Source organism: Nonomuraea angiospora (genome assembly GCF_014873145.1).
GTDB lineage: Bacteria > Actinomycetota > Actinomycetes > Streptosporangiales > Streptosporangiaceae > Nonomuraea > Nonomuraea angiospora.
Genome location: NZ_JADBEK010000001.1, coordinates 9,329,757 through 9,350,954 on the forward strand (window position 1 = coordinate 9,329,757; position 21,198 = coordinate 9,350,954).

At 72.5% G+C, this 21,198-nt stretch carries 21 protein-coding genes; 13 read left to right on the top strand and 8 right to left on the bottom strand.

Features of this window, described 5'->3' with window-relative positions; all coding sequences use genetic code 11:
• The first annotated feature begins 96 nt into the window (after positions 1–96).
• The 4 genes from H4W80_RS43010 to H4W80_RS43025 are packed head-to-tail and all read left to right on the top strand — an operon-like array spanning position 97 to position 1,945.
• Complete coding sequence (locus H4W80_RS43010) at positions 97–300, top strand: helix-turn-helix domain-containing protein (protein WP_185071099.1); 204 nt, start codon at positions 97–99, stop codon at positions 298–300.
• Between the two features lie 10 nt (positions 301–310).
• Positions 311–766 carry a Clp protease N-terminal domain-containing protein gene (locus tag H4W80_RS43015; RefSeq protein WP_192790317.1) on the top strand — a complete coding sequence of 152 codons (456 nt, stop codon included), beginning with the start codon at positions 311–313 and terminating at the stop codon, positions 764–766.
• A gap of 53 nt (positions 767–819) precedes the next feature.
• Positions 820–1,584, top strand: coding sequence for a class I SAM-dependent methyltransferase (locus tag H4W80_RS43020; protein WP_192790318.1), 765 nt, complete (start codon positions 820–822; stop codon positions 1,582–1,584).
• Positions 1,568–1,945, top strand: a complete 378-nt coding sequence (locus H4W80_RS43025) for a VOC family protein (protein ID WP_192790319.1) — start codon at positions 1,568–1,570, stop codon at positions 1,943–1,945. The genes H4W80_RS43020 and H4W80_RS43025 overlap by 17 nt, the downstream gene beginning before the upstream one ends.
• Here H4W80_RS43025 and H4W80_RS43030 read toward each other — a convergent pair.
• Entirely contained in the window at positions 1,939–3,387 is a 1,449-nt protein-coding gene (locus tag H4W80_RS43030) for a flavin-containing monooxygenase (RefSeq protein ID WP_192790320.1), read from the bottom strand. The genes H4W80_RS43025 and H4W80_RS43030 overlap by 7 nt on opposite strands.
• A 775-nt stretch (positions 3,388–4,162) precedes the next feature.
• Positions 4,163–4,336 carry a hypothetical protein gene (locus H4W80_RS43035; protein ID WP_192790321.1) on the bottom strand — a complete coding sequence of 58 codons (174 nt, stop codon included), beginning with the start codon at positions 4,334–4,336 and terminating at the stop codon, positions 4,163–4,165.
• A gap of 105 nt (positions 4,337–4,441) precedes the next feature.
• Between H4W80_RS43035 and H4W80_RS43040 the strand changes: the two genes are divergently transcribed.
• Positions 4,442–5,224 (top strand): SURF1 family protein, encoded by a 783-nt coding sequence (locus tag H4W80_RS43040; RefSeq protein WP_192790322.1) that lies wholly within the window; start codon positions 4,442–4,444, stop codon positions 5,222–5,224.
• A gap of 2 nt (positions 5,225–5,226) precedes the next feature.
• Complete coding sequence (locus H4W80_RS43045) at positions 5,227–5,544, top strand: DUF3817 domain-containing protein (RefSeq protein ID WP_192790323.1); 318 nt, start codon at positions 5,227–5,229, stop codon at positions 5,542–5,544.
• A gap of 68 nt (positions 5,545–5,612) precedes the next feature.
• Here H4W80_RS43045 and H4W80_RS43050 read toward each other — a convergent pair whose 3' ends face one another.
• The 3 genes from H4W80_RS43050 to H4W80_RS43060 form a co-directional block, all read right to left on the bottom strand.
• Positions 5,613–5,807, bottom strand: a complete 195-nt coding sequence (locus tag H4W80_RS43050; protein ID WP_192790324.1) for a hypothetical protein — start codon at positions 5,805–5,807, stop codon at positions 5,613–5,615.
• A 109-nt stretch (positions 5,808–5,916) separates the two neighbouring features.
• Positions 5,917–6,981, bottom strand: a complete 1,065-nt coding sequence (locus H4W80_RS63975) for a protein kinase domain-containing protein (RefSeq protein ID WP_192790325.1) — start codon at positions 6,979–6,981, stop codon at positions 5,917–5,919.
• Between the two features lie 27 nt (positions 6,982–7,008).
• Positions 7,009–7,863: an arylamine N-acetyltransferase family protein gene (locus H4W80_RS43060; protein ID WP_192790326.1), complete on the bottom strand. Its 855-nt coding sequence runs from the start codon at positions 7,861–7,863 to the stop codon at positions 7,009–7,011.
• 72 nt (positions 7,864–7,935) lie between these two features.
• Here H4W80_RS43060 and H4W80_RS43065 point away from each other — a divergent pair, with 72 nt between their 5' ends.
• The 6 genes from H4W80_RS43065 to H4W80_RS43090 are packed head-to-tail and all read left to right on the top strand — an operon-like array spanning position 7,936 to position 16,452.
• On the top strand, positions 7,936–8,619 hold the full coding sequence (locus H4W80_RS43065) for a response regulator transcription factor (protein ID WP_318787315.1): 684 nt from the start codon (positions 7,936–7,938) through the stop codon (positions 8,617–8,619).
• A complete protein-coding gene (locus H4W80_RS63050) occupies positions 8,616–12,149 on the top strand; it encodes a DUF4153 domain-containing protein (RefSeq protein WP_192790328.1) in 3,534 nt (1,177 codons plus the stop codon). Before H4W80_RS43065 ends, H4W80_RS63050 begins: the two co-directional genes overlap by 4 nt.
• 8 nt (positions 12,150–12,157) lie before the next feature.
• Entirely contained in the window at positions 12,158–13,723 is a 1,566-nt protein-coding gene (locus H4W80_RS43075; RefSeq protein WP_192790329.1) for an N-acyl-D-amino-acid deacylase family protein, read from the top strand.
• 47 nt (positions 13,724–13,770) lie between these two features.
• Positions 13,771–14,838 carry an alanine racemase gene (locus H4W80_RS43080; RefSeq protein ID WP_318787316.1) on the top strand — a complete coding sequence of 356 codons (1,068 nt, stop codon included), beginning with the start codon at positions 13,771–13,773 and terminating at the stop codon, positions 14,836–14,838.
• 9 nt (positions 14,839–14,847) lie between these two features.
• Complete coding sequence (locus H4W80_RS43085; RefSeq protein WP_192790330.1) at positions 14,848–15,228, top strand: RidA family protein; 381 nt, start codon at positions 14,848–14,850, stop codon at positions 15,226–15,228.
• Positions 15,229–15,237: 9 nt separating this feature from the next.
• On the top strand, positions 15,238–16,452 hold the full coding sequence (locus H4W80_RS43090) for a hypothetical protein (RefSeq protein ID WP_192790331.1): 1,215 nt from the start codon (positions 15,238–15,240) through the stop codon (positions 16,450–16,452).
• Here the strand turns inward: H4W80_RS43090 and H4W80_RS43095 are convergent.
• Both H4W80_RS43095 and H4W80_RS43100 read right to left on the bottom strand, forming a co-directional pair.
• Entirely contained in the window at positions 16,442–17,017 is a 576-nt protein-coding gene (locus tag H4W80_RS43095) for a TetR/AcrR family transcriptional regulator (RefSeq protein WP_192790332.1), read from the bottom strand. The two genes, H4W80_RS43090 and H4W80_RS43095, sit on opposite strands and share 11 nt — an antisense overlap.
• A gap of 4 nt (positions 17,018–17,021) precedes the next feature.
• The gene (locus H4W80_RS43100; RefSeq protein ID WP_192790333.1) at positions 17,022–17,636 is read right to left on the bottom strand and encodes a LysE family translocator; all 615 of its coding nucleotides are present in this window, start codon (positions 17,634–17,636) and stop codon (positions 17,022–17,024) included.
• A 103-nt stretch (positions 17,637–17,739) separates the two neighbouring features.
• Between H4W80_RS43100 and H4W80_RS63980 the strand changes: the two genes are divergently transcribed.
• Positions 17,740–20,496 (top strand): ATP-binding protein, encoded by a 2,757-nt coding sequence (locus H4W80_RS63980; protein ID WP_192790334.1) that lies wholly within the window; start codon positions 17,740–17,742, stop codon positions 20,494–20,496.
• Between the two features lie 96 nt (positions 20,497–20,592).
• Here the strand turns inward: H4W80_RS63980 and H4W80_RS43110 are convergent, their stop codons facing one another.
• Entirely contained in the window at positions 20,593–21,171 is a 579-nt protein-coding gene (locus tag H4W80_RS43110) for a TetR/AcrR family transcriptional regulator (RefSeq protein ID WP_192790335.1), read from the bottom strand.
• Positions 21,172–21,198 lie beyond the last annotated feature (27 nt).

The window sequence follows — 21,198 nt, forward strand, 5'->3', positions numbered from 1 at the left end:
CATGAGCCCGACGGGTCCCGCTCCCGCGATCAACACGTCATCCAGGCATGTCAGGCTAGATTGACAAATCGGCGGCTGTCAATCTAGCCTGACAGGGTGGACGTAACAGAGCTCTCCGAACGGATCAGGTCGAACGACCCGGCCTTGGGCCTGCGGGCGGTGGGCGCGCTGCACCGGCTGGCCGAGCAGGTCGAGGCGGTGTCGGTGGCGCTGGCCCGGGAGCAGGGCTGGACCTGGGAGCAGATCGGCGACGCGCTCGGCATGTCACGGCAGTCGGTGCACGCCAAATACGGGAAGTGAGGGGTTCGCGATGTTCGGCTTTGAGAAGAGCCGGTTCGGCGTGATCGTCAAGACCGCGTTCGACGAGGCCAGGCAGCGGGGCGACCGGCGGCTGGGCACCGAGCACCTGCTGCTCGGCGTCCTGCACGACGCGGACCTGGCCCGCGCGCTCGGCGTGGACGTGGCGGGCGCGCGGGCCGCGCTCGACGAGCTCGACCGGGCGGCGCTGCGCATGCTCGGCCTGGAGGTGGGCGACCTGCCGCGGACGCCGCGCAAGCACCCGCCGGTGCCCGGCACCGCGCTCACGTCGAGTGCCCGCGCCACCATCAACCAGGCCATCAAGGCCACGACGATGAAGACCAGGTCTGTCGAGGCGCCCCGGCAACTGGTGCTCGCCCTGCTGGCGCAGGGGCGGCCCGACCCGGTCGCGGGGCTGATCGACCACCTCGGCATCGACCGCGCGGCGGTACGCGGCCGCTGCGCATGATGCGGAGCGAAATTTGGTTGAACGTCCGGCGGGGCCGCTGACAAGGTCGAAGAATGAGCCGCACGTACGACGACCTTGTCCAGGAGGCCGCCACGGTCTCCGTGGACGGCTGGGACTTCTCCTGGCTCGACGGCCGGGCCAGCGAGGAGCGGCCCTCCTGGGGGTACGCCAGGCTGCTCGGCGAGCGCATGGCCGGAGCCGAGGCCGCGCTCGACCTCCAGACCGGCGGGGGCGAGATCCTGGCCGGCGTGCCCGAGCTGCCGGCGGTGACCGTGGCCACCGAGTCGTGGCCGCCCAACCTCAAGCTGGCCGCCTCGCGGCTGCGCCCGCGCGGGGCGTGGGTGGTGGCCGACGACGACGATCCGCGCCTGCCGTTCCGGGACGGCGTCTTCGACCTGGTCAGCAGCCGCCATCCGGTGGAGACCTGGTGGGAGGAGATCGCCCGCGTGCTGCGCCCCGGCGGCGCCTACTTCTCGCAGCAGGTCGGGCCGTGGAGCGTCGCGGAGCTGACGCACTACTTCCTGGGCCCCCACGACGGCTCGTCCCGCGACCCGGACCACGCCAGGGCGGCGGCCGAGTCGGCCGGGCTCGAGGTCGTGGATCTGCGGTTCGAGCGGCTGCGGATGGAGTTCGGCGACGTGGGGGCGGTGATCTACTTCCTGCGGAAGGTGATCTGGATCGTGCCGGGCTTCTCGGTCGAGCGGTACGCGGACCGGCTGCGCGAGCTGCACGACCGGATCGAGGCGGAAGGGCCGTTCGTGGCGCATTCCTCCAGGTTCCTCATCGAAGCGAGGAAACCCGGTGGCCCGGCTGCGTGACGTGGTGGTGGACTGCCGCCATCCGGCGTCGCTGGCCAGGTTCTGGGCGGCGGCGCTCGACGGCTACGCCGTGGCGCCGTACGACGAGGCCGAGCTGGCGCGGCTGCGCGGCGAGGGCGTCGAGGACCCCGAGGACGACCCGACGGTGCTGGTCGAGGGCGGGCCGCCGCGGCTGTGGTTCCAGCACGTGCCCGAGCGCAAGGTCGTCAAGAACCGGCTCCACCTCGACCTGTGCGCCGACGACCTCGACGCCGAGATCGACCGGCTGCGCGCGCTGGGCGCCACGCTGCTGGCCACGTACGACGACTGGGTGACTCTGGCCGACCCCGAGGGCAACGAGTTCTGCCTTTTCCCTCAGTAAATGAGCTCGTACGCGCTGGGTTTGACCCTTCTGGTGCGCGCCCAGTACTCGAAGGTGAAGCCCGGCCAGATCGTCCGGTTCACTCCGTGCTCGTCCAGATACCAGGAGTCGCAGCCGCCCGCGTTCCAGACGAGGGGGTCGAGCCGTTCGCGCAGGCGGCGGGCGAATGCCCGCTGCGCGCCCGGCTTGACGTCCACGGCCCTGGCCTGCGTCCTCGACAGCAGGCGCAGGCAGTCGATGACGTAGCGGACCTGCGACTCGATCATGAACACGACCGAGTTGTGCGCGAGGCCCGTGTTGGGGCCGAGCAGGAAGAACAGGTTCGGGAAGCCGGAGGTGGAGATGCCGTAGTAGGTCTCGATGCCGTCCTGCCAGGCGTCCTGGAGCTTGCGGCCGCCCCTGCCGACGATGTGCTGCTCCTGCAGCGCGTCCACGACCTTGAAGCCGGTGCCGTAGACGATCGCGTCGGCCTCGTGCTCGGCGCCGGAGGAGTCCACGATCGAGCGCGGCCTGATCTCGGTGATGCCGTCGGTCACCAGCTCGACGTTGTCCCTGGTGAGAGCGGGATAGTAGTCGCTGGAGATGAGGATGCGCTTGCAGCCGATCAGGTAGCCGGGGGTGAGCCTGCGGCGCAGGTCCGGGTCGGGGACCTGGGCCTCGAGATGCCTGAGGGCCAGCTTCTCGTGGGCCTTCATCAGGCGCGGGTCGACGGTGAAGCCGAGCGCGCGCGTCTCCAGGGCCCAGTAGATGGCGTTGCGCATGGTCCTGGCCAGGCCGGGGAGGGCGAGGAGCCGGCGGGCGGCGGGGGTGATGGCGAAGTCCGGCTTGGGGTGGATCCAGGGGGGAGTGCGCTGGAAGATCGTCAGGTGGCTCGCGGCGGGCGCGATCCGGGGGACGAACTGGATGGCGGAGGCGCCGGTGCCGATGACGGCGACGCGCTTGCCGGTCAGGTCGATCGAGTGGTCCCATTCGGCGGAGTGGAAGGCGGGGCCGGCGAAGGACTCGCGCCCCGAAATTTCGGGAAATTTCGGTATATGTAGGGCGCCGATGGCCGACACGACGGCGTTCACCCGCAGCGCGGTCCCGTCGTCCGTGGTGACCGACCAGCCGCGCCTCTCGTCGTCATATTCGAGCGCGACGACGCGCTTGCCGTACCGGATGTGCGGGGTCACGCCGTACTTGTCGGCGCACGCGCGCAGGTAGTCCCGGATCTCCTCCTGTGGGGAGAACATGCGGGACCAGCCCGGGTTCAGCTCGTACGAGTAGGAGTACATGTGCGAGGGGACGTCGCACGCGCAGCCGGGGTAGGTGTTGTCCCGCCAGGTGCCGCCCAGGTCGGCGGCCTTCTCCAGGATGACGAAGTCGTGGTACCCCGCCTCTTTGAGCTTGATGGCCATGCCGATCCCGGCGAACCCGGACCCGATGATCGCTAACCCTGGCATGTGACCTCCCGGGGCGGCGCTTATTGGACGCCGCATCCAATGTAATAACCGCTCCGCCCTGAGGTCCAGAGTGCCCCCACTCCCGCCCTGGTCACGACGCCGCCCGCCGAAGCCCCCGGGAGGCCGCTACCCGCGCCCTCTCCCGCCTCCCGGCTCGCTGCCCCGCGCGGCAACTCCGGTTTTCGCGTCTCCGTCGCGCGCTGGTCTGCGCCGTGCGCTGGTCTGCGCCGCGCGGTGGTCCGCCGTGCGCCGGTCCGCCGTCCGCTGGTCTGCGCCGTGCGCCGGTCCGCCGTCCGCTGGTCTGCGCCGTGCGCCTGTCCCGGCGTGCGCCCGCTCCGGCTCCCGTGGCCGGCGCGCTCGCTCGGGCGCTGTCCGCTGTGCCGCCGCAGGTGCGCCTGCCCGCTGCCAGATGAGCCCGCGCCGCCGCTTGGGCGCCTGCTCCGGCTTCGTGTGCCCGTCTGGCCCTTGCCGCTGTCCCGCTCCCCTGGGCGGCCCTAAACTTCCCGCCAGCCAGCCGTGCGCTTGCTTGGTGGCCGTGGTGCGTCCGCTGCGGGCATGCCCGTGGTGTGGTGGTGGCTTTTGCGCGTGGGGCGCGCGGCGTTGCGCGTCGGCTGAGGTCGTCGGAGGAGGGCGTCCGCCTCGCGGGCCGGAGTGGCGTCAGCGGGGGAGGCGGGGTGGCCGAGGGGCCCGCGCGTCGTTGGGCGGGCCGGGGGGATGATTGCGTGAACGGCGAGAACCCGCCACGGCCCCCGCAGCGGGTCGATCAGATCTGGGGCTACTTCAGCAGGAGGAAGGCGGCGACGCCGACGATCACGATCGCGACGACGACCGCGATGATCGGCACGACGGGGGACTTCTTGGGGGTGGCGGCAGCTTCCTGCTCGCGGCGCTGCGCGAAAGCCTTGAACTGCTGGGTGCTGCCCGAAGGGTCGATATGCTGGTCAGACATGGCCAGCAGCCTAGCGTGAGCGCCTGTGTCGTTTGCACTGTTTGCTGGTATCGGTAGGCATGGGCTGATTAGGGGACCACCCCACCCGGCGGATAGCTTTGAAGCATGCTGAGGACCCTGCTCTCCCCCCGTCTCATGGGGCTGCACCTGCTCACGATCGGGGTCCTCGTCGCGTTCATCCTGCTCGGGCGCTGGCAGCTCGGCGTTTTCCAGGATTCGGGAAAGCCGCACGCCGCCACCGATCCCGGGCCCGTCGCGGTCGGCACGCTCGCCCCGGTGGGCCCGCAATTGAGCGGTGAGGCCGTGGGCCGCCAGGTCACGGCGGCGGGAGTCTACGAGGCCGGCCGCCAGCTCCTGGTCGCCGACCGGCAGGCGGACGTCGACGCGCCCGGCGGCAACGTCTCGCGCGACCGCGGCTACTGGGTGCTCACGCCGCTCCGGCTCGACGACGGCACGCTGATGCCGGTGGTGCGGGGCTGGACGGCCAAGGCGGACGACCCGGCGGTCTCCACGGTGCCGCAGGGCAAGGTCACGGTGGCCGGGCGGCTGCGGCCGCAGCAGGGCACCGACAGCGTGCAGCGGCGCGCGGAGGGTCTGCCCGCCGGTCAGGTGCAGACGGTGTCCACGGGTGAGCTGGTCAACCTGTGGAGCGGCCAGCAGGTACGCACCGGCTTCGTCGTGGCGCAGCCGCCCTCCGGCTCGCTGGCGCAGGTCAAGGTCGAGCCGCCGGTGGTCGGTGGCACGCTGACCTGGCGTAACCTGGCATATGCCGCCAACTGGTGGATCTTCGCAGGATTCGCCGTATTCATGTGGTTCCACTTCGTACGTGACGCCGTACGAACCGATCGGGACCGTGCCAAGTCCCCTGAAATGGCTCTGGAAGGTTAATCGTGGAATCGGCTCTGAAGCCCTTCCGGGCGCTCGCCTACGTGGTCGGCTGCATGCTGCTCGTGCTCTGCGTGGCCATGGTGGTGCGTTACGGCTTCGGCGACCCGACGCTGTCGAAGGTCATCGCGCCCATCCACGGCGGACTCTACATGCTCTACCTGGTCGCGGTCATGAACCTGGGCATGAAGGCGCGCTGGACGTGGCAGTACATGCTCGGCGTCATGGTCGGGGGCACGGTGCCGTTCCTGTCGTTCTACATCGAGCGCCGGGTGACCCAGCGCGTGCACACGGAGCAGGCGGCGGCGACGGCGGAGGCCTGAGGCCGCGGGGCCGACTGGGTCCCCGAGTCCGCGGCGGAGGCCGCCTCCCGGCCCCCGCCGCGCGGAGTTCAGCGGCCGATGCCGCGCCTGCGGGCCCTCTTGAGCCGCTCGCGCTGCGACGGGTCGAGCATCAGGTAGCCGACCACAGGGGCGGCGACCACGCCGAGTATGACCAGCAGGGTGACCCATCCGGTCCCGAAAATGATCAGCGAGAGCAGAACCGCGGCGCCGGCGCCAATGGCGTACTTCTGGATTGGCGACATACTCAACTTCCTCCGCTTCCGAACACGGAGCGCGTGCCCCGCCTCTCCTACATTCTGCGTCGCCCGTCCAACGAGTGAGTCATCGCTTTGGTTCCAATCGCGATGTATCTCAATGGGTGCTCCGTACCGACTCGAGGTCGCGGCGGAGCTCGTCCGGAGTGGGACGTTCCAATGGATTACCTGACAAAAGCCGAAAAAGTACGTGGGCCAGCGCCCCCGCTCTGGTCAGCGGCGCGCCGGGCGAGGGCGGCACGCCCTCGACGGCGGTGAAGAGCGTGGCGCCCAGGGACCACAGGTCGGCGGCCAGGGTGGGGGAGGCCTCCGGGGCCGTGTAGGCCGGGAGCGTTCCCGACCTCAGCAGCGGGGTCAGGTGGGCCCGGCCCCGGTCGTCGACGAGGACGTTGCCGGGCTGGATCCCGCCGTGGAACGCCTCCCCGGCCTGGAGCTGCTCGACCAGGGCGAGCCCCATCGCGGCCACCACGGGGATCGGCAGCGGCCCGAACAGCCCGATGATCACGTCCAGCGGGCGGCTCACGGCCAGGAGGTCCAAAGTCTGGCGGATCACGTCCGTCGGCGGGGGCCCCGCCGGGTGGAGCATGGCTCTGATCAGCGTCCTGAGCGGGTCCGCGCCCTCCGCGGGAACCTGTCCGGGCGGGCGGCCCTCCACCGCGAAGTGCAGCGTGGCGGCCAGCGCCCACAGGTCCGCGGAGGGCAGCATGCTGAGGCTGGGGAAGCCGAAGCCGGTGAGCACCGCCCGGCCCGTCGGGGTGAGCAGGACGTTGCCGGGCTCCACGCGCCCGTGCACGATCCCGGCCTCGTGCGCCGTCGTCAGGGCGGACAGGACGCAGACGCCGACCCTGGCCGCCTGCGTGACCGGCAGCGGGCGGCGGGCGCGTACGGTCTGCTCCAGCGACGCCCCCGACACGAACTCCATGACCAGCCACGGCGTCTGGTCCTCGACCACCACGTCGAGCACCCGCACGATCGAGGCGTGCCGGAGCGCGGAGGCCCGGCGGGCCTCCAGTAGGGCGGCGTCGCGCAGCTCGGCCGGGACCCGCAGCTCCCTGACCGTGACATCGCGGTGCTCCGACTCGTCGAAGGCCAGCCGGACGGAGCCCGCGGCCAGGGGATTCAGCAGCCGGTAGCGACCGGCCAGCTTCCGGGTCTCACCCATGTCGAGGTGCACGATAGCGCAAGGCTGTCACGTCGCGTCACTGGCCAGCCAGGCCTCATGCGCCTCGTACAGTCTGCGCCAGAGCTTCTCCTTCTCCGGCCCGCTCACGTCGGTGAGCGGGAGCAGGAAGATGTCCGCCAGCGCCGCGTAGTAGTCGCGATCGTTGTCCAAGGTCACCGAGAGCGTCCGGCCGCCGATGCGCTTCAGCAGGAGCCCGCGCAGGCTGTCCACGCCGTACGCGTCCCTCCGCTGGACGGTGGCGATGCGCACGAACCCGGACGTCGGCGACGTCGTCAAATGCCGGTGCATATCGACGAACGCCGACATGTCCGTCGGGGCCGGGCCGAAGTCCATGCCCTCGAACGAGCCGCTCGGATCGTGCTCGAACCGCCAGCCGCCCGGCGCGACCTCCGACGGGCGCAGGACGTACGTGAACGGCCCTTGCTCGTACGTGCCCTCGACCAGCGGCAGCGGCTCGTGGAAGCCGTCCCCGAGCCCGAGGTCGACCAGCCACTCACCGCCCGGATTGTCCGGCGACGGCAGGCCGCGCACGGTGAGCACCAGGTGGTTGGCGGTGATGCCGGGCTCCTCGCCGCGGTTCTGGACCCCGCCGACGTGCCTGGTCACGTCGTACCCCAGCGCCCTGATCAGCTCGGAGAACGCGCCGTTGAGGTGGTAGCAGTAGCCGCCGCGCCCTCCGATGACGCGCTCGGCGGACTCGACGGGATCGACGGTGGTAGGGCGATCGAGCCAGATCTCCAGCGCCTCGTACGCGACCTTCTCGAGGTGCGCGGCGTGGAGCGCCCGCAGGTTCTCCGCGCTGGTGGGGGCGTTGAGCAGGCTGGGCAGGCCGATGCGGCGGAGGTATCCGGCTGTGTTCACCAGCCAAGTCTGCACTGTATGTGCACAAATTTAGGAGTGTCCTCTGCACAGGGCGCTTCTAGGCTTTCGTACGTGGCAGAGCAGCGACGCATCCTCGTGGTCGAGGACGATCAGACGATCGCGCTGGCCGTACGGAACCGGCTGGCCGCCGAGGGCTTCGACGTCAGGGTGGCCGGCGACGGGCAGGAGGCCCTGATCCAGTACGGCAAGGCGGAACCGGACCTGGTGATCCTCGACCGGCTGCTGCCGGGGCTCGACGGGTTGGAGGTGTGCCGCCGGATGCAGGCGGCCAGGCCGGTGCCCGTGCTCATGCTGACCGCGCTCGGCGAGGAGACCGACGTGCTGGTCGGGCTCGGCGTGGGGGCGGACGACTACCTGGCCAAGCCGTTCAGCATGCGCGAGCTCGTGGCCAGGATCCACGCGCTGCTGCGCAGGGTCGAGCGGGCGGCCCAGCTCGCGGCCGAGGACACGGTGATCAGGGTCGGCGAGGTGGAGATCGACACCGCGGCCCGCCGGGTGTTCGTCGGGGGCGCGGAGGCGCAGCTCACCAGGACGGAGTTCGATCTGCTGCGCAGGCTGGCGGAGCGCCCCGGGCAGGTGTTCGAGCGGGACCGGCTGCTGTCGGACGTGTGGGGCTTCTCGGAGGCGGCGGCGACCAGGACCGTCGACAGCCACGTCCGGGCGCTGCGCCGCAAACTGGGCTCCGACGTGGTGCGCACGGTGCACGGCGTCGGCTACGCCCTGGTGCGACGATGAGGCCGCTCGACTTCCTCGGCCGCATCAAGGTCAAGCTCGGCATCGTGATCGTGCTGGCCGTGGGGACCGCGTTCGTGGTGAACGAGGTCGGGCTCAACTCCGGCCTGTCCCGCGAGTTACGCATCGCGGTCGCCGTGGTCCTGGCGTTGATCATGGTGCAGCTGCTGGCGACGGGGATGACCAAGCCGCTGCGCCAGATGGCCAGCGCCGCCCAGACGATCGCCAAGGGACTGTACGGGCTGCGCGTGACCGCCACGTCGCGCGACGAGGTCGGCGAGCTGGCCAGGGCGTTCAACGCGATGGCCGCCGACCTCGGCGAGGTGGACCGGCAGCGGCGCGAGCTCATCGCGAACGTCAGCCACGAGCTCCGCACCCCCATCACCGGCCTGCGCGCGGTCCTGGAGAACGTCGTGGACGGCGTCTCCGCCCCCGACCCCGTCACCATGCGGACCGCGCTCGCCCAGACCGAGCGCCTGGGCCGCCTCGTGGCCCAGCTCCTGGACCTGTCGCGGCTGGACTCGGGCGTTCGCCTGATCGAGCCCGAGGCCATCGAACTGGCGCCGCTGGTCGAGCAGGCGGTGCGCGAGGGCGCGATGGCCCGCGAGGACGTCGCGATCCGGGCGTCGGTCGCCGCCGAGCTGGTGGTGCGCGCCGACCCCGACCTGCTCGCGCAGGTCCTGGCGAACCTCTTGGACAACGCGGTACGGCACAGCCCCTCGAACGGGGTGGTGACCGTGACCGTCGCGGCGGAGGGGGCCGGGGTGCGGCTGGCCGTCGCCGACCAGGGGCCGGGGATCCCGGTCGCGGCCAGGGGGCGCGTGTTCGAGCGCTTCTCCCGGCTCGACGCCGGGCGGGCGGCCGACTCCGGGGGCGCCGGGCTGGGGCTGGCCATCGTGAAGGAGATCGTCGAGCTGCACGGGGGTTCCATTCGCATCGACGACTGTGCGGGATGTCGCATGGTGGTCGACTTACCAGGGAGGACGACGATGGCGGAGGTGCCGTTGGAGGGCGGGGGCACGGGGGCCGAGCACCAGCCGGAGGTCGCGGCCTCGACGACGGCCGGTTCCGAGAGCCGCGATCGCGCCGTGGAGGGGGAGCTGGTGGTCGCCGCCTCGGCTGTGGACAGTGACACGGTGGGCGGCGGTGATGTCGCTGCCGGGCTTGCGGTCGCGGCGGCCGACGTGGCGGAGGGTGGTGCGGCTTCGGCTTCGGCTTCGGGCTCGGGCTCGGACGATGGGGCGCGTGACGCCGCCGGACTGGCGGCACTCGCGGCCATGGCCACGGTCGGCGCGCCCGGTCGGGAGGCCGTCGAGAGTGAGGAGGCGGTGGGTGCGGGGGCCCTCGTCGCACCTGGGCCGGCGGCCGGCGTGGGAGGGTCCCCGGGGCTCGCGGCCGGAATGGCGGCAGGCGTGGGAGGGTCCCCAGGGCTCGCGGCCGGAATGGGCGCGTCCGCCGATGGCGGGGGCGCTGGGCTCGGGGTGGGCGTGGGTGCCTCCGGTGGTGGCGTCGTCACGGGGGGTTCCGGGGTTCCGGTGGCGCCGTCGCCGGGCAGCGCGCTCGCCAGGATGGTCGGGGGCGCGGTCGTCGGTGCGCTGGTCGGGTTCCTGGTCGGCCTCTTCGCCGCCGTGCTCGTCAGCGTGACCGTCAGCGACGGGATGGCTCTCGTCACGCTCGTCATGTGCACCGCGCTCATGGGCGCGGTCGGCGCCGGGATGGGGGCCGGGTCCGGGCGCCGGGCGGCCGTGGCGGCCTACCAGTCGGCGCAGGTCGCGGCGTACCAGTCGGCGGCCCGGGCGGCGGTGGCCCACCCACCGGCGGCTCAGAGCTGGGGCGCACCGTACCCGGCCCAGGCGACGGCCAGCGGGCCCATGTCCCCGGCGATGGGCGGCCCGTCCGCGGGCCAGGCGTCGGGGAGCCCGGCCACGGGCCAAGCATCGGTATATCCGGCTGCGGGCCAGGCGTCGGGGAACCTGGCTACGGGCCAGGCGGTGGGGCAGGCGTCGGGGAGCCCGCAGGGGCCGGCGCCGTACCGGAATCAGGGCGGGCCGCCGCCGCCCTACGTGCCGCCGCCCCTCTTCCCCAGGCCCGAGCTGCCCGACTCGCCCCGCTGGCTGCTGCCCGCGGCGGCCGGGGCCGGGGTGTTCGCGGCCGTGGCGTTGCCCGAGGCGCAGGTCGGGCTGGGGATCGTGCTGGTCGCCATGGTTCTGGGCGCGGCGGCGCTGCCCGCCCTGGTGCGCCGGATGACGCCGTGGACGGTGGCGTTCGGGCTGACGGCGTACTTCCTGATCTCGATGGCGGCGGTGCGCGACGCCGACTGGCTGGTCGCGATCCTGCTCGTGGCAGGGACCGGTCTGGGCGCGCTGGCCGTGTCGGGGGCCGGGGCCGGGTGGCTCGGCGTGATCAGGGGCGGCGCGTCCGTGCTGCTGGCGCTCGGCCCGGTGCCGTGGTTCCTGGCCCAGCCGCTGAAGAAGCTGTCCGCCCGGCGGCGCGTCATGCCGATGCTGGCCGCGCTGGGCATCACGGCGGTGCTGCTGCTGGTGTTCGGGCTGCTGTTCGCCTCGGCGGACGCGGTGTTCGCCTCTTTCCTGGAACGGCTGACGACCGCGCCGGACTGGGCGGAGTCGGCGCCGGTGCGGATCTTCCTGTTCGCGCTGTTCGCCGTGGTGCTGGCCGCCGTGGTGCTGGTCGCGCTCAGGCCGGTGGTCGACCCCGTGGGGCCGGAGCCGAAGTTCAGTGTGAGCAGGAGTGTCTGGATCGTGCCTCTCACGGCGGTGAACCTGCTGTTCGCCTCGTTCGTGGCGGTGCAGATCACGGCGCTGTTCGGCGGCAACACCTGGGTGCTGAGGACGGCCGGGCTCACCTATGCCGAGTACGCCAGGCAGGGGTTCTTCCAGCTCGTGGTGGTCAGCGTGTTCGTGCTGGGCATCGTGGCGGTCGCCGGCGGGATGCTCAAGGTCGAGCGGCGCGAACGCTGGCTGCTGGCCGTGCTGCTCGGCGTGCTGTGCGGGCTGACCATGGTGGTGCTGGCCTCCGCCCTGCACCGCATGAACCTCTACACCGAGGCGTACGGCCTGTCCAGGCTGCGCCTGTCCGTGCAGGCCACGGTGTGGTGGCTGGGCACGCTGTTCGCGCTGGTGCTGCTGGCGGGGGCGGCCCGGCTCCTGGGCCGCGGCTCCGGCTGGCTGCCGCGTACGGTCGTGCTGGTCACCGGGCTGGGCCTGGGCGCGTTCGCCATCGTGAACCCCGACCTCCAGGTCGCCCACACGCAGGTCGAGGTGCGCGGCGTGACCAAGCTGGACTCCGACTACCTGGGCGACCTCGGCGCGGAAGCCGTACCCGCGCTGGACAAGCTGCCGGAGCCGCAGCGCAGCTGCGTGCTGGCCGACGTGGTCGCGGCCAACGGCCTGTCCCGCCCCGACCCCTGGAACGGCTGGAACCTCGACCGGGCCCGGGCCCGCGCCGTGCTGGCCGCCCGGCCGATCGACAAGTCCGTGCAATGCCCTCCGGCGTATTCGCGCGGCTCTGATTGAATCTTGGGGTGAGGTTCGACGTAGTCATCAACGGCGGCCGGGTGCTCGACGGGACGGGCGCCCCGCCGTACCGGGCGGACGTCGCGGTCGCGGGCGGCAGGATCGCGGCGATCGGGAGGCTGGGCGGCGCCGAGGCGGAGACCGTGATCGACGCGACGGGGCGGTTCGTCGCGCCCGGCTTCGTCGACTGTCACGCGCACGGCGACGCGGCCGTGTTCGACCCGGCGGTCCAGCGGGCGGCGCTCCGGCAGGGGGTGACCACGTTCGTGCTGGGGCAGGACGGCCTGTCCTTCGCCCCCGGCTCGGCCGCCACCGTCGCCTACGCCTCCCGCTACTTCGCCGCCGTCAACGGCCCGCTCGCCGCCAACGGCCGGGCCGACGGCACCGGCCCGCTCGCCGCGGACGGGCCGCTGACCGTCGGCGAGCTGCTCGGCGGCTACGACCGCGCCGTGGCGCTGAACACCGCGTACCTCCTCCCGCACGGCACCATCCGCTACGACGTCATGGGGCCCGCGCCCGAGCCGCCTTCACGCGACCACCTGGCGGCCATGCTGCGGCACGTCGAGCGGGGCCTGTCGGAGGGGGCGGTGGGCCTGTCGACCGGCCTCGAATACCTCCCAGGCCGCTACGCCACCGCCGAGGAGCTGGCCGCGCTGTGCGCCCCGCTCGGCGGCCTCCCGTACGTCACCCACATGCGCGCGTACGGCGCTCGGGCCGGCGTGGGCATGACCGAGGTCATGGACATCGCCGAGCGCTCCGGCGCCGCCGTGCACGTCTCCCACCTGCACGGCCCGGCCGACGTGCTGCTCCCGCTGGTCGAGGAGGCGCTCGGCAAGGGCGTCGACCTCACCTTCGACACCTACCCCTACCTGCGCGGCAACACGATCCTGGCCATGGTCGTGCTGCCCGGCTCCGTGCCGGGCGCCGAGACCGACCGGGCGCTGGAGATGATCGCGTCCGACGAGCTGGACGACTGGTGGCCGACGCTCGACGCCGTCTGGCCGCGGCTGACGGTCTCGCACGCCCCGGGGATGGAGTGGGCCGAGGGCCTGACCATCGTGGCGGCGGCCGAACGGGACGGGTCGGCGCCCGCCGAGTTCTGCCGCCGCCTCCTGACGGAGACGCGGCTGGAGGCGGGCGTCGTGTCCGCCCGTCCCGACGAGGGCCCCGAAGGGGAGGAGTCGGTACGCAGGATGCTCCGGCACTCCTCGCACACCGGCGGCTCCGACGGCATCTACGTGGGCGGTCATCCGCATCCGCGGGGGTTCGGGGCGTTCGCCAGGTTCCTCGGCCGGCACGTGCGCGAGCTGGGCGACTGGACGTGGGAGCAGGCCGTCGTGCACCTGGCCTCCCACCCGGCCAGGCGCTTCGGGCTGGCGGACCGGGGGCTGGTGCGGAGCGGGTTCGCGGCCGACGTGGTGGTGTTCGACCCGGCGGCGGTGGGCGACCGGGCGACCTACGAATCGCCGCGCACGCTCGCGGCCGGGGTGGACGACGTGCTCGTGTCGGGGGTACGCGTGCTGGCCGGGGGAGAGCTGACCGGCGCCACTCCGGGACGCGCGCTTCGTCCATGATTGCGGCGAAGGTCTGAGATAAGGTCGGACGCGGAGAAAGGGGCGTTGTGCTCGGGCAGCAGGTCTTCGCGGGTGGTCTCGAACTCCCCCTCATGGTCGTGCACCGGGACGCGCTGGAGCACAACGTCGAGACGATGGCGGCCTTCGTCCGCGATCACGGCATGGAGCTGGCACCGCACGCCAAGACGCACATGTCCGCTGAGATCGCCGCGCTTCAGCTCGAAGCGGGCGCCTGGGGGCTCACCGTCGCGACGCCGCGCCAGGCGCGGGTGGTCCGCGGGTTCGGGGTGGGCCGGATCCTGGTGGCCAACCAGGTCGTGGACCCGGCGGGGCTCGACTGGGCGGCGGGCGAGCTGGAGCGGGATCCCGCGTTCGAGCTCCTGAGCTTCGTGGACTCCGAGGCCGGGGTGGACATTCTCGCTCGGCATGCCGCGTCCCGGCCGTTCCGGGTGCTGGTGGAGCTGGGGCACGAAGGCGGACGAGCCGGGTGCCGGTCACTGGACCGGTTGCTGAGCCTGGTGTCGTACGTGCAGGGGGTCGCGGGCGTCGAGCTGGCCGGGGTCGCCGGCTACGAGGGCGCGCTGAAGACCGCCGCCGATGTCCGGAAATATCTGGACTTGTTGCAGGAGGCCGTCGAGCACGTCCGCCTCAAGAACCCCATCCTGACCGTCGGCGGCAGCCAGTGGTTCGACGTGATCGGACGCGAGCTCGTCACCACCCAGGCCAGGATCCTGCTGCGCAGCGGCGCGTACGTCACCCACGACGACGGCTACTACCGCGAGCGCACCCCGTTCAACCGCATCGACGGGGAGCTGCGCCCGGCGCTGGAGGTCTGGGCGCACGTGCTGTCCACGCCCGAGCCAGGGCTGGCGGTCGTGGGCATGGGCAAGCGGGACGCGCCCTACGACGAGGGTCTGCCCATCCCGCGCCGCGACGGCGTCACGATCGTGAAGATGCAGGACCAGCACACCGTCGTGCGCGCCGACGGGCTCAAGCCCGGTGACCTGCTGGCCTTCGGCATCTCCCATCCCTGCACCGCGTTCGACAAGTGGCGCGTGCTGCCCCTGGTGGACCAGGACTACCGTGTCGTTGGCCAGATAACCACCAATTTCTAGGGAGACGCGGTGAAAAAGGAGCTCAGGACCACCGAAGGCGCCGCCCCGATCGGCGCCTACTCGCAGGGCCTGGTGGTGGGGGACTTCGTCTACACCTCCGGCATGGGCCCGCTCGACCCGCATACCGGTGAGATCGTCGGCGACGACGTGGCCACCCAGACGCACCAGGTCATGCGCAACCTCGGCGCCATCCTGGCCGCCCACGGCCTCGGCTTCGACGACGTGATCAAGTCCACGGTCCACCTGCAGCACGTCGAACGCGACTTCGCCGCCTACAACGAGGTCTACAAGTCCTATTTCAACCAGCCGTTCCCCGTGCGCACCACCGTCGGATCCCAGCTGCTGGGCATCCTGGTGGAGATCGACTTCGTCGCTCACAAGAGCGCTTAAGGTCTGCTTGTGGACAGTTCGGTGTACGTCTTCGTCGAGGACCTGCGCGGCGAGGGCGTCGAGCGGGTGCTCGACAGGATCAGCGCGTACGGCGTGAGCGGCATCACCGTCGGCGCCGTCCACCACGCCTCCCGCGACGTCACCCCGCACGGACTGTCCCGGCTGACCATCCGCCACGACGGGGCGCACTTCCCCCCGCCGCCCGATCTGTTCGCCGGGCTCCGCCTTTCTCCCGTGCCCGGCTATCTGAACGCCCTCGACGGGCTTCGCGAGGCCTGTGCGAAGCGGTCCATGAAGCTCCACGGATGGACGGTCTTCCTGCGCAACGCCACGCTCGGCACCAAGCATCCGGACGTGACCGTACGCGACTGCTTCGGCGACCGAGGCTCGCTCACCGACCTGTGCCCCGGCCACCCCGACGTGCGCGAATACGCGGTCGCGCTGGCCAGGGCGGTGGCCAGGCTCGGGGTCGACAGCGTGGTGGCGGAGTCGCTGCACTTCAGGCCGCTCAAGCCGCAGCGCTCGTTCGTGCCGCTGGGGCCGATGGACGCCTACCTGTTCGGGCTCTGCTTCTGCGACTACTGCATGCGCCGCGCCACCGACCTGGGCGTGAACGCCGAGGTGGCGCGCGACGAGTGCGCCAGGATCGTGGGCGGCGTGTTCGACGGCGACCCGCCCGCGCAGGGGGAGGTGACCCGGGCCGCGCTCACGGCGTACGCGGGGCCCGACGTCGTGGCCTACGCGCGGGCCCGGTCCGAGACCGTCACCACGCTGGTGTCCGAGGTGGCCTCGGCGGTGGCCGACGAGGGCTCCAAGCTGGTGTTCATCGACTCGACCGGCGCGGTCAAGGGCTACCGGGACGGGCTGCCCACGCCCGGGCTCGCGGCGCACGACGCCTGGCAGCTCGGGGTCGATCTGGTGGCGCTGGGCGACCTCGTCCCGGCCTTCGGCGTGCTCGCGTACGCGCGGGACGCGGCTCGGGTGGCCGACGACGTGGGCGCCTACCTGCGGTCCGTGGGCAAGGACCGGGAGGTGCGGGCGGTGCTGCGGCCCGGCTACCCGGACAGCGACTCGACCGACCGGCTGGTGGCCAAGGCCCGGGGCGCGAAGGCCGCGGGCGCGCTCGCCGTGGACTTCTACGCGTACGGGCTGGTGCCCCACCCCGTGCTGGACCGCATCCCCGCGGCCCTCTCCGAAGCCGGCGTTCACGGCCTCACTTCGTGAGGCGGCCCGGCCGCCGGGGAGCCGTCGCCGGCCCGTCGAGCAGGGCCGAGACCGCCGCGGCGGGGAAGTCGTCGGCGACCGGCAGGCCGCGGAAGACCGCCCGCATCCACACGGCCCCGGCCAGCAGGTCGACGATCAGCATCGGGTCCACCGACTCCTTCAGCTCGCCCCGCCGTACCGCCCGCTCGAAGATCTCCCGCTCCCGCGCGAAGCGGTCGGCGAAGAAGCGGCGGGCGTCCAGCTCGGGGTGGCGGACGGCGGCGGCCAGCGCGGCGACGGCGATCTCGCTGGACGGCGGCTCGGTGAGCAGCCGCCGCACCCCCTCGACCAGCGCGACCAGGTCACCGCGCAGGCTTCCCGTGTCCGGCGCCTCGAACCCCAGCGCGTCGGCCTCCACCAGCGCCGCCCCCAGCAGCGCGGCCTTGGACGGCCACCAGCGGTAGATCGTCGTCTTGTTGACGCCCGAGTGCTCGGCGACCCCCTCGACGGTCAGTCCGTCGTAGCCCTTCTCGGCCACCAGCCGCAACGTCGCATCGAAGATCTCCTGCTGCTTCCTCGGGGCCATAAGGTCATTTTCTCCCGGCGAACGCCGTGGCCACTCCCAGTCCCAGGTAGACGAAGCCGCTGACGTACCGGAGGGTCCTGGCCCGAGCGGTGAGCCGGGTGCCGAGGGCGCCGGCGGTGCAGGCGTACACGATGTCGGAGATCAGCCCCAGGAGCAGCAGCGTCAGTCCGAACACCACCACCTGGAGCGCGGGCGAGCCCGCCTCCGGGCGCACGAAGTGCGGCAGGAACGCCAGGAAGAACAGCGCCACCTTGGGGTTCAGCACGTTGACCAGCACGCCTTCGAGGAAGACCTTGCGCAGCGGCTGGGGCGGCGGCGCCACGCCCTGAGTCTCCTTGCCGGTGAAGGCGCGGACGCCGAGATAGACGAGGTACGCGACGCCGGCCCACTTGACGACCGCGAAGAGCGTCGCCGACTGCGCGATCACGTACGACAGGCCCGCGGCGGCGGCCGCGATGTGCACGAGCGTGCCGGCCTCCACGCCGAACGCGCTGGCCAGGCCCGCCGCCCTGCCCTGGGCGAGGCCCCTCGCGGTGATGTAGAGGTGGTTCGGGCCCGGGATGAGCACCAGGGCGAGCGAGGCCGTGACGAAGAGGACGAAAGTCGTTGGCTGAATCACGAAACAGCAGCGTAAAATGCCTTTGGTATGTCGATGAGGGCCAATCTTGCTTGAGTTTCCTGGACCAATAAAGTTGTCGGCGCAGCGTGGCATAGTTTCTGGCGTGAACGGTCTTCTCGTCGGGCGCTCTGCAGAGTTGTCCGGACTTGTGCGGGTGCTGCAGTCGGCAGCCGAGGGCACGGCCGGGGTGGCGCTCGTCGGCGGAGACGCGGGCATCGGCAAGACCCGGCTGATCTCGGAGCTGGTGTCCGAGGCCCGCGAGCGCGGTTTCCACGTGCTGGTCGGCCAGTGCGCGGAGCTGGGCGACGCGCTGCCCTACCTGCCGCTGGCCGACGCGCTGCGCGGCGCCGAGCCGGCCGTGCGCGAGGCCGCCGCCGCCCATCCCATGCTGGGCCAGCTGCTGCCGGGCGTCGAGAGCGCCCCGTCGGCGGGGCTGACCCAGCAGCGGCTGTTCGGCTCACTGCTGGGGCTGCTGGCCGACGTGCAGCCGGTGCTGTTCGTGATCGAGGACCTGCACTGGGCTGACCGGTCCACCCGCGACCTGCTGGTCTTCCTCAGCCGCATGGTGCAGAGCGAGCGGGTCTGCGTGGTCGGCACCTACCGCACCGACGACCTCCACCGCCGCCACCCGCTCCGCTCCGTGCTGGCCGAGCTGCGGCGGCTGCCCACGGTGATGGGCGTCGAGCTGGGGCCGCTGGGCTCCGGCGACATGTCCGACTATGTCGCCACTATGGGTGAGGTGGGCGCTCAGGAGCTCGGCCTCATCGTGGCCCGCGCCGACGGCAACCCGTTCTACGCCGAGGAGCTGTTCGCGGCGATGGCCGAGGGCGACAGCCTGCCCGACGGGCTGGCCAGCCTGCTGATGACCAGGGTCGAGCTGCTGTCGGAGGCCGGGCAGCGGGTGCTGCGGGCCGCCGCCGTGGCGGGCCGGCGGGTGGAGGACGAGCTGCTGCGGGAGGTGTCGGGGCTGCCGCTGGCGGAGTTCGAGGAGGCGGTCAGGGAGATCGTCTCGCGCGGGCTGCTCAGGGTCGACGGCTACGGCTACACCTTCCGCCACGCCCTGCTGCAGGAGGCGGTCTACACCGATCTGCTGCCCGGCGAGCGCACGCGGCTGCACGCCGCCTTCGCCAAGCTGCTGACCTCACCGGCCGAGCTGGCCCACCACCATCTGGCCAGCCACGACCTGGCCGGGGCGCTGGCGGCCTCCGCCGAGGCGGGGCGCCTGGCCGAGCGGCTCGGGGCCCCCGCCGAGGCGCACAGCCACTACGACCAGGTGCTCGGCCTGTGGGACCGGGTCGAGGGCGCGGCGGAGCTGGCCGGGGAGAGCCGGTTCGCGCTGGCGCTGCGCAGCGCCGTGTCGGCGGCCGACAGCGGCGACAACCATCGCGCGATCATCCAGCTCAAGGCCCTGCCGCCGACGTCCGAGGTCAGCGAACGCCTGGCCTACTACCTCTACGAAGCCGACGACCAGCCGGGCGCCATCGCGGCGGCGGAGCGCGCGGTGGAGAGCGCCGAGGATCAGCCCGCGCTCGCCCGCGCCCTGGCCACGCACGCCCGCACCCTGCTGTGGAGCTCGCGCCACCGCGACATCGAGACCCTGACCGCGCGGGCGCTGGAGACCGCGCGCGCGTCCGGCACCCGGGACGCCGAGGTGGGCGCCCTGCTCACGCTGGCCGTCTACGTGGAGCACCAGGGCGACGTGGACAGGGCCCACGAGCTGGTCGAGAGCGCCTCCGCCGAGGGCTCCGGCGACCTGGCGATGGACCTGCGCGCCCATTTTCAGCACGCCCGCATCCACTACGAGCAGGGCCTGCTGGTCAAGGCCGCCGAGGTGGCCGACGCCGGCGTCCGCATGGCCTCCGAGACCGGGCTCAAGTGGAGCACCTACGGCACCGACCTGCGCTTCCTGCGGTTCCTGATCCACTACGTGGCCGGCGAGTGGGACCAGGCCGAGGCGGTCGCGTCCGGCTTCGGCGCTCGGGTGGGCACGCTGCCGGAGGCGACCCTGTCGTCGTTCGCGCTGTTCGTCGAGGTGGCGCGGGGTCTGCCCGCGGTCGAGGCGCGGCTGAGCTGGGTGCGGCCGTTCTGGCACGAGGAGTTGCCCGCGTACATCTCCCGGGGCCTGGCCGCCGAGCACGCGCTCTGGAACGGCGACCCCGCGACGGCGCTCGACCACGTGCGGGCGGTCATGACGCCGATGGTCGATGGCTACGCGTGGGTGCTGCGGGTGGCCGCCATCGGGCTGTGGGCGCTGGCCGAGCTCGGCACCACCGAGGGCGCCGACGAGCTGCGCGCCCGCGCCCGCCTCGCCGTCGACTCCGGGCCCACCGGCGAGCCCGGCCACGTGGGGCCCGAGGGGCTGGCCTGGGCGGCGCGGGTGGAGGCCGAGTGGCATCGCGTGCACGGGCGGCTCGACGTGGAGCTGTGGCGCCAGGTCGTGAAGGCGTTCGACTTCGGGTTCGTCTACGAGGTGGCGCGGGCCCGCTGGCGGCTGGCCGAGGCGCTGCTGGCGGCCGGCGACCGGGAGGGCGCGCAGGCGGAGTGGGCCCTGGCGTGGGAGACGGCGGAGCGGCTGCGGGCCGCGCCGCTGGCCGGCGCGCTGCTGGAGTTCGGGCGGCGGGCCCGGTTCGGGCCTGCCGGCGGGCACGGCGGCGGCCAGGGCGACGGCGGGCTGACGGCCCGGGAGGCGGAGGTGCTGCGGCTGGTCGCCGAGGGCATGACCAACCGGGAGATCGCGGAACGGCTGTTCATCGCGCAGAAGACGGTCAGCGTGCACGTGTCCAACATCCTGGGCAAGCTGGAGGTCTCCACCCGCACGCAGGCGGCCGCGGCCGGGCGGCGGCTGGGGCTGCTGGCTTAGCGCGGGATCAGGCGGGCCAGGTGAGGGCGGCGGCGTGTGGGGCTGCTGGCTTGGCGCGGGGTCAGGCGGGCCGGGTGAGGGCGAACGCCTACGGGGTCAGGCGGGCCGGGTGAGGTGGTCGATGAGCAGGTCGATCCTGACCTCCTGGTGCTCGGCCGGGATCCGCCGGTCGTGGGCCAGGGTGGCCAGGCCGTGCAGGGCGGCCCACACCACCTCGGCGAAGACGCCGGGATGGTGCTCACCGGCCACCGGCTCCAGCGCGAGCACGAACTCGCCGAACGCCGCCCGCAGCTCCTCCGGCGTCTCCTCGGTGGCGAAGGGGATGGCGACGGGCATGACGAACATGGCCTCGTACAGGGCGCGGTGGGTGCGGGCGAAGTCGAGGTAGGCCGTCGCCACCCGGCGCAGCGCCGCCTGGGGATCGCCGCCCGCCGTCCGCGCCGCCCGGAGCCGGCCCGTCAGCTCCACGAACCCCTCGATCGCCACCTCCCGCACGATGGCGTCCTTGCCCTTGAAGTGGCTGTAGAGCACCGGCTGGCTGTATTCGACGCGTTCCGACAGTCGCCGGGTCGTCACGGCGTCCCAGCCCTCGGACTCGGCCAGTTCGCGGGCGGCGGTGATGATCAGCTGGTGGCGCTGCGCGCGTTCGCGTGCTCGGCGGGCGGCTATCGACATACCCGGAACGCTAGCATGACTAGCGGA

Excerpts from the sequence above, each read along its gene's own strand:
- H4W80_RS43015 (WP_192790317.1), top strand. The coding sequence starts at position 311 with ATGTTCGGCTTTGAGAAGAGCCGGTTCGGCGTGATCGTCAAGACCGCG.
- H4W80_RS43020 (WP_192790318.1), top strand. The coding sequence starts at position 820 with ATGAGCCGCACGTACGACGACCTTGTCCAGGAGGCCGCCACGGTCTCC.
- H4W80_RS43030 (WP_192790320.1), bottom strand. The coding sequence starts at position 3,387 with ATGCCAGGGTTAGCGATCATCGGGTCCGGGTTCGCCGGGATCGGCATG.
- H4W80_RS43035 (WP_192790321.1), bottom strand. The coding sequence starts at position 4,336 with ATGTCTGACCAGCATATCGACCCTTCGGGCAGCACCCAGCAGTTCAAG.
- H4W80_RS43040 (WP_192790322.1), top strand. The coding sequence starts at position 4,442 with ATGCTGAGGACCCTGCTCTCCCCCCGTCTCATGGGGCTGCACCTGCTC.
- H4W80_RS43050 (WP_192790324.1), bottom strand. The coding sequence starts at position 5,807 with ATGTCGCCAATCCAGAAGTACGCCATTGGCGCCGGCGCCGCGGTTCTG.
- H4W80_RS63975 (WP_192790325.1), bottom strand. The coding sequence starts at position 6,981 with ATGGGTGAGACCCGGAAGCTGGCCGGTCGCTACCGGCTGCTGAATCCC.
- H4W80_RS63050 (WP_192790328.1), top strand. The coding sequence starts at position 8,616 with ATGAGGCCGCTCGACTTCCTCGGCCGCATCAAGGTCAAGCTCGGCATC.
- H4W80_RS43095 (WP_192790332.1), bottom strand. The coding sequence starts at position 17,017 with ATGGCCCCGAGGAAGCAGCAGGAGATCTTCGATGCGACGTTGCGGCTG.
- H4W80_RS43110 (WP_192790335.1), bottom strand. The coding sequence starts at position 21,171 with ATGTCGATAGCCGCCCGCCGAGCACGCGAACGCGCGCAGCGCCACCAG.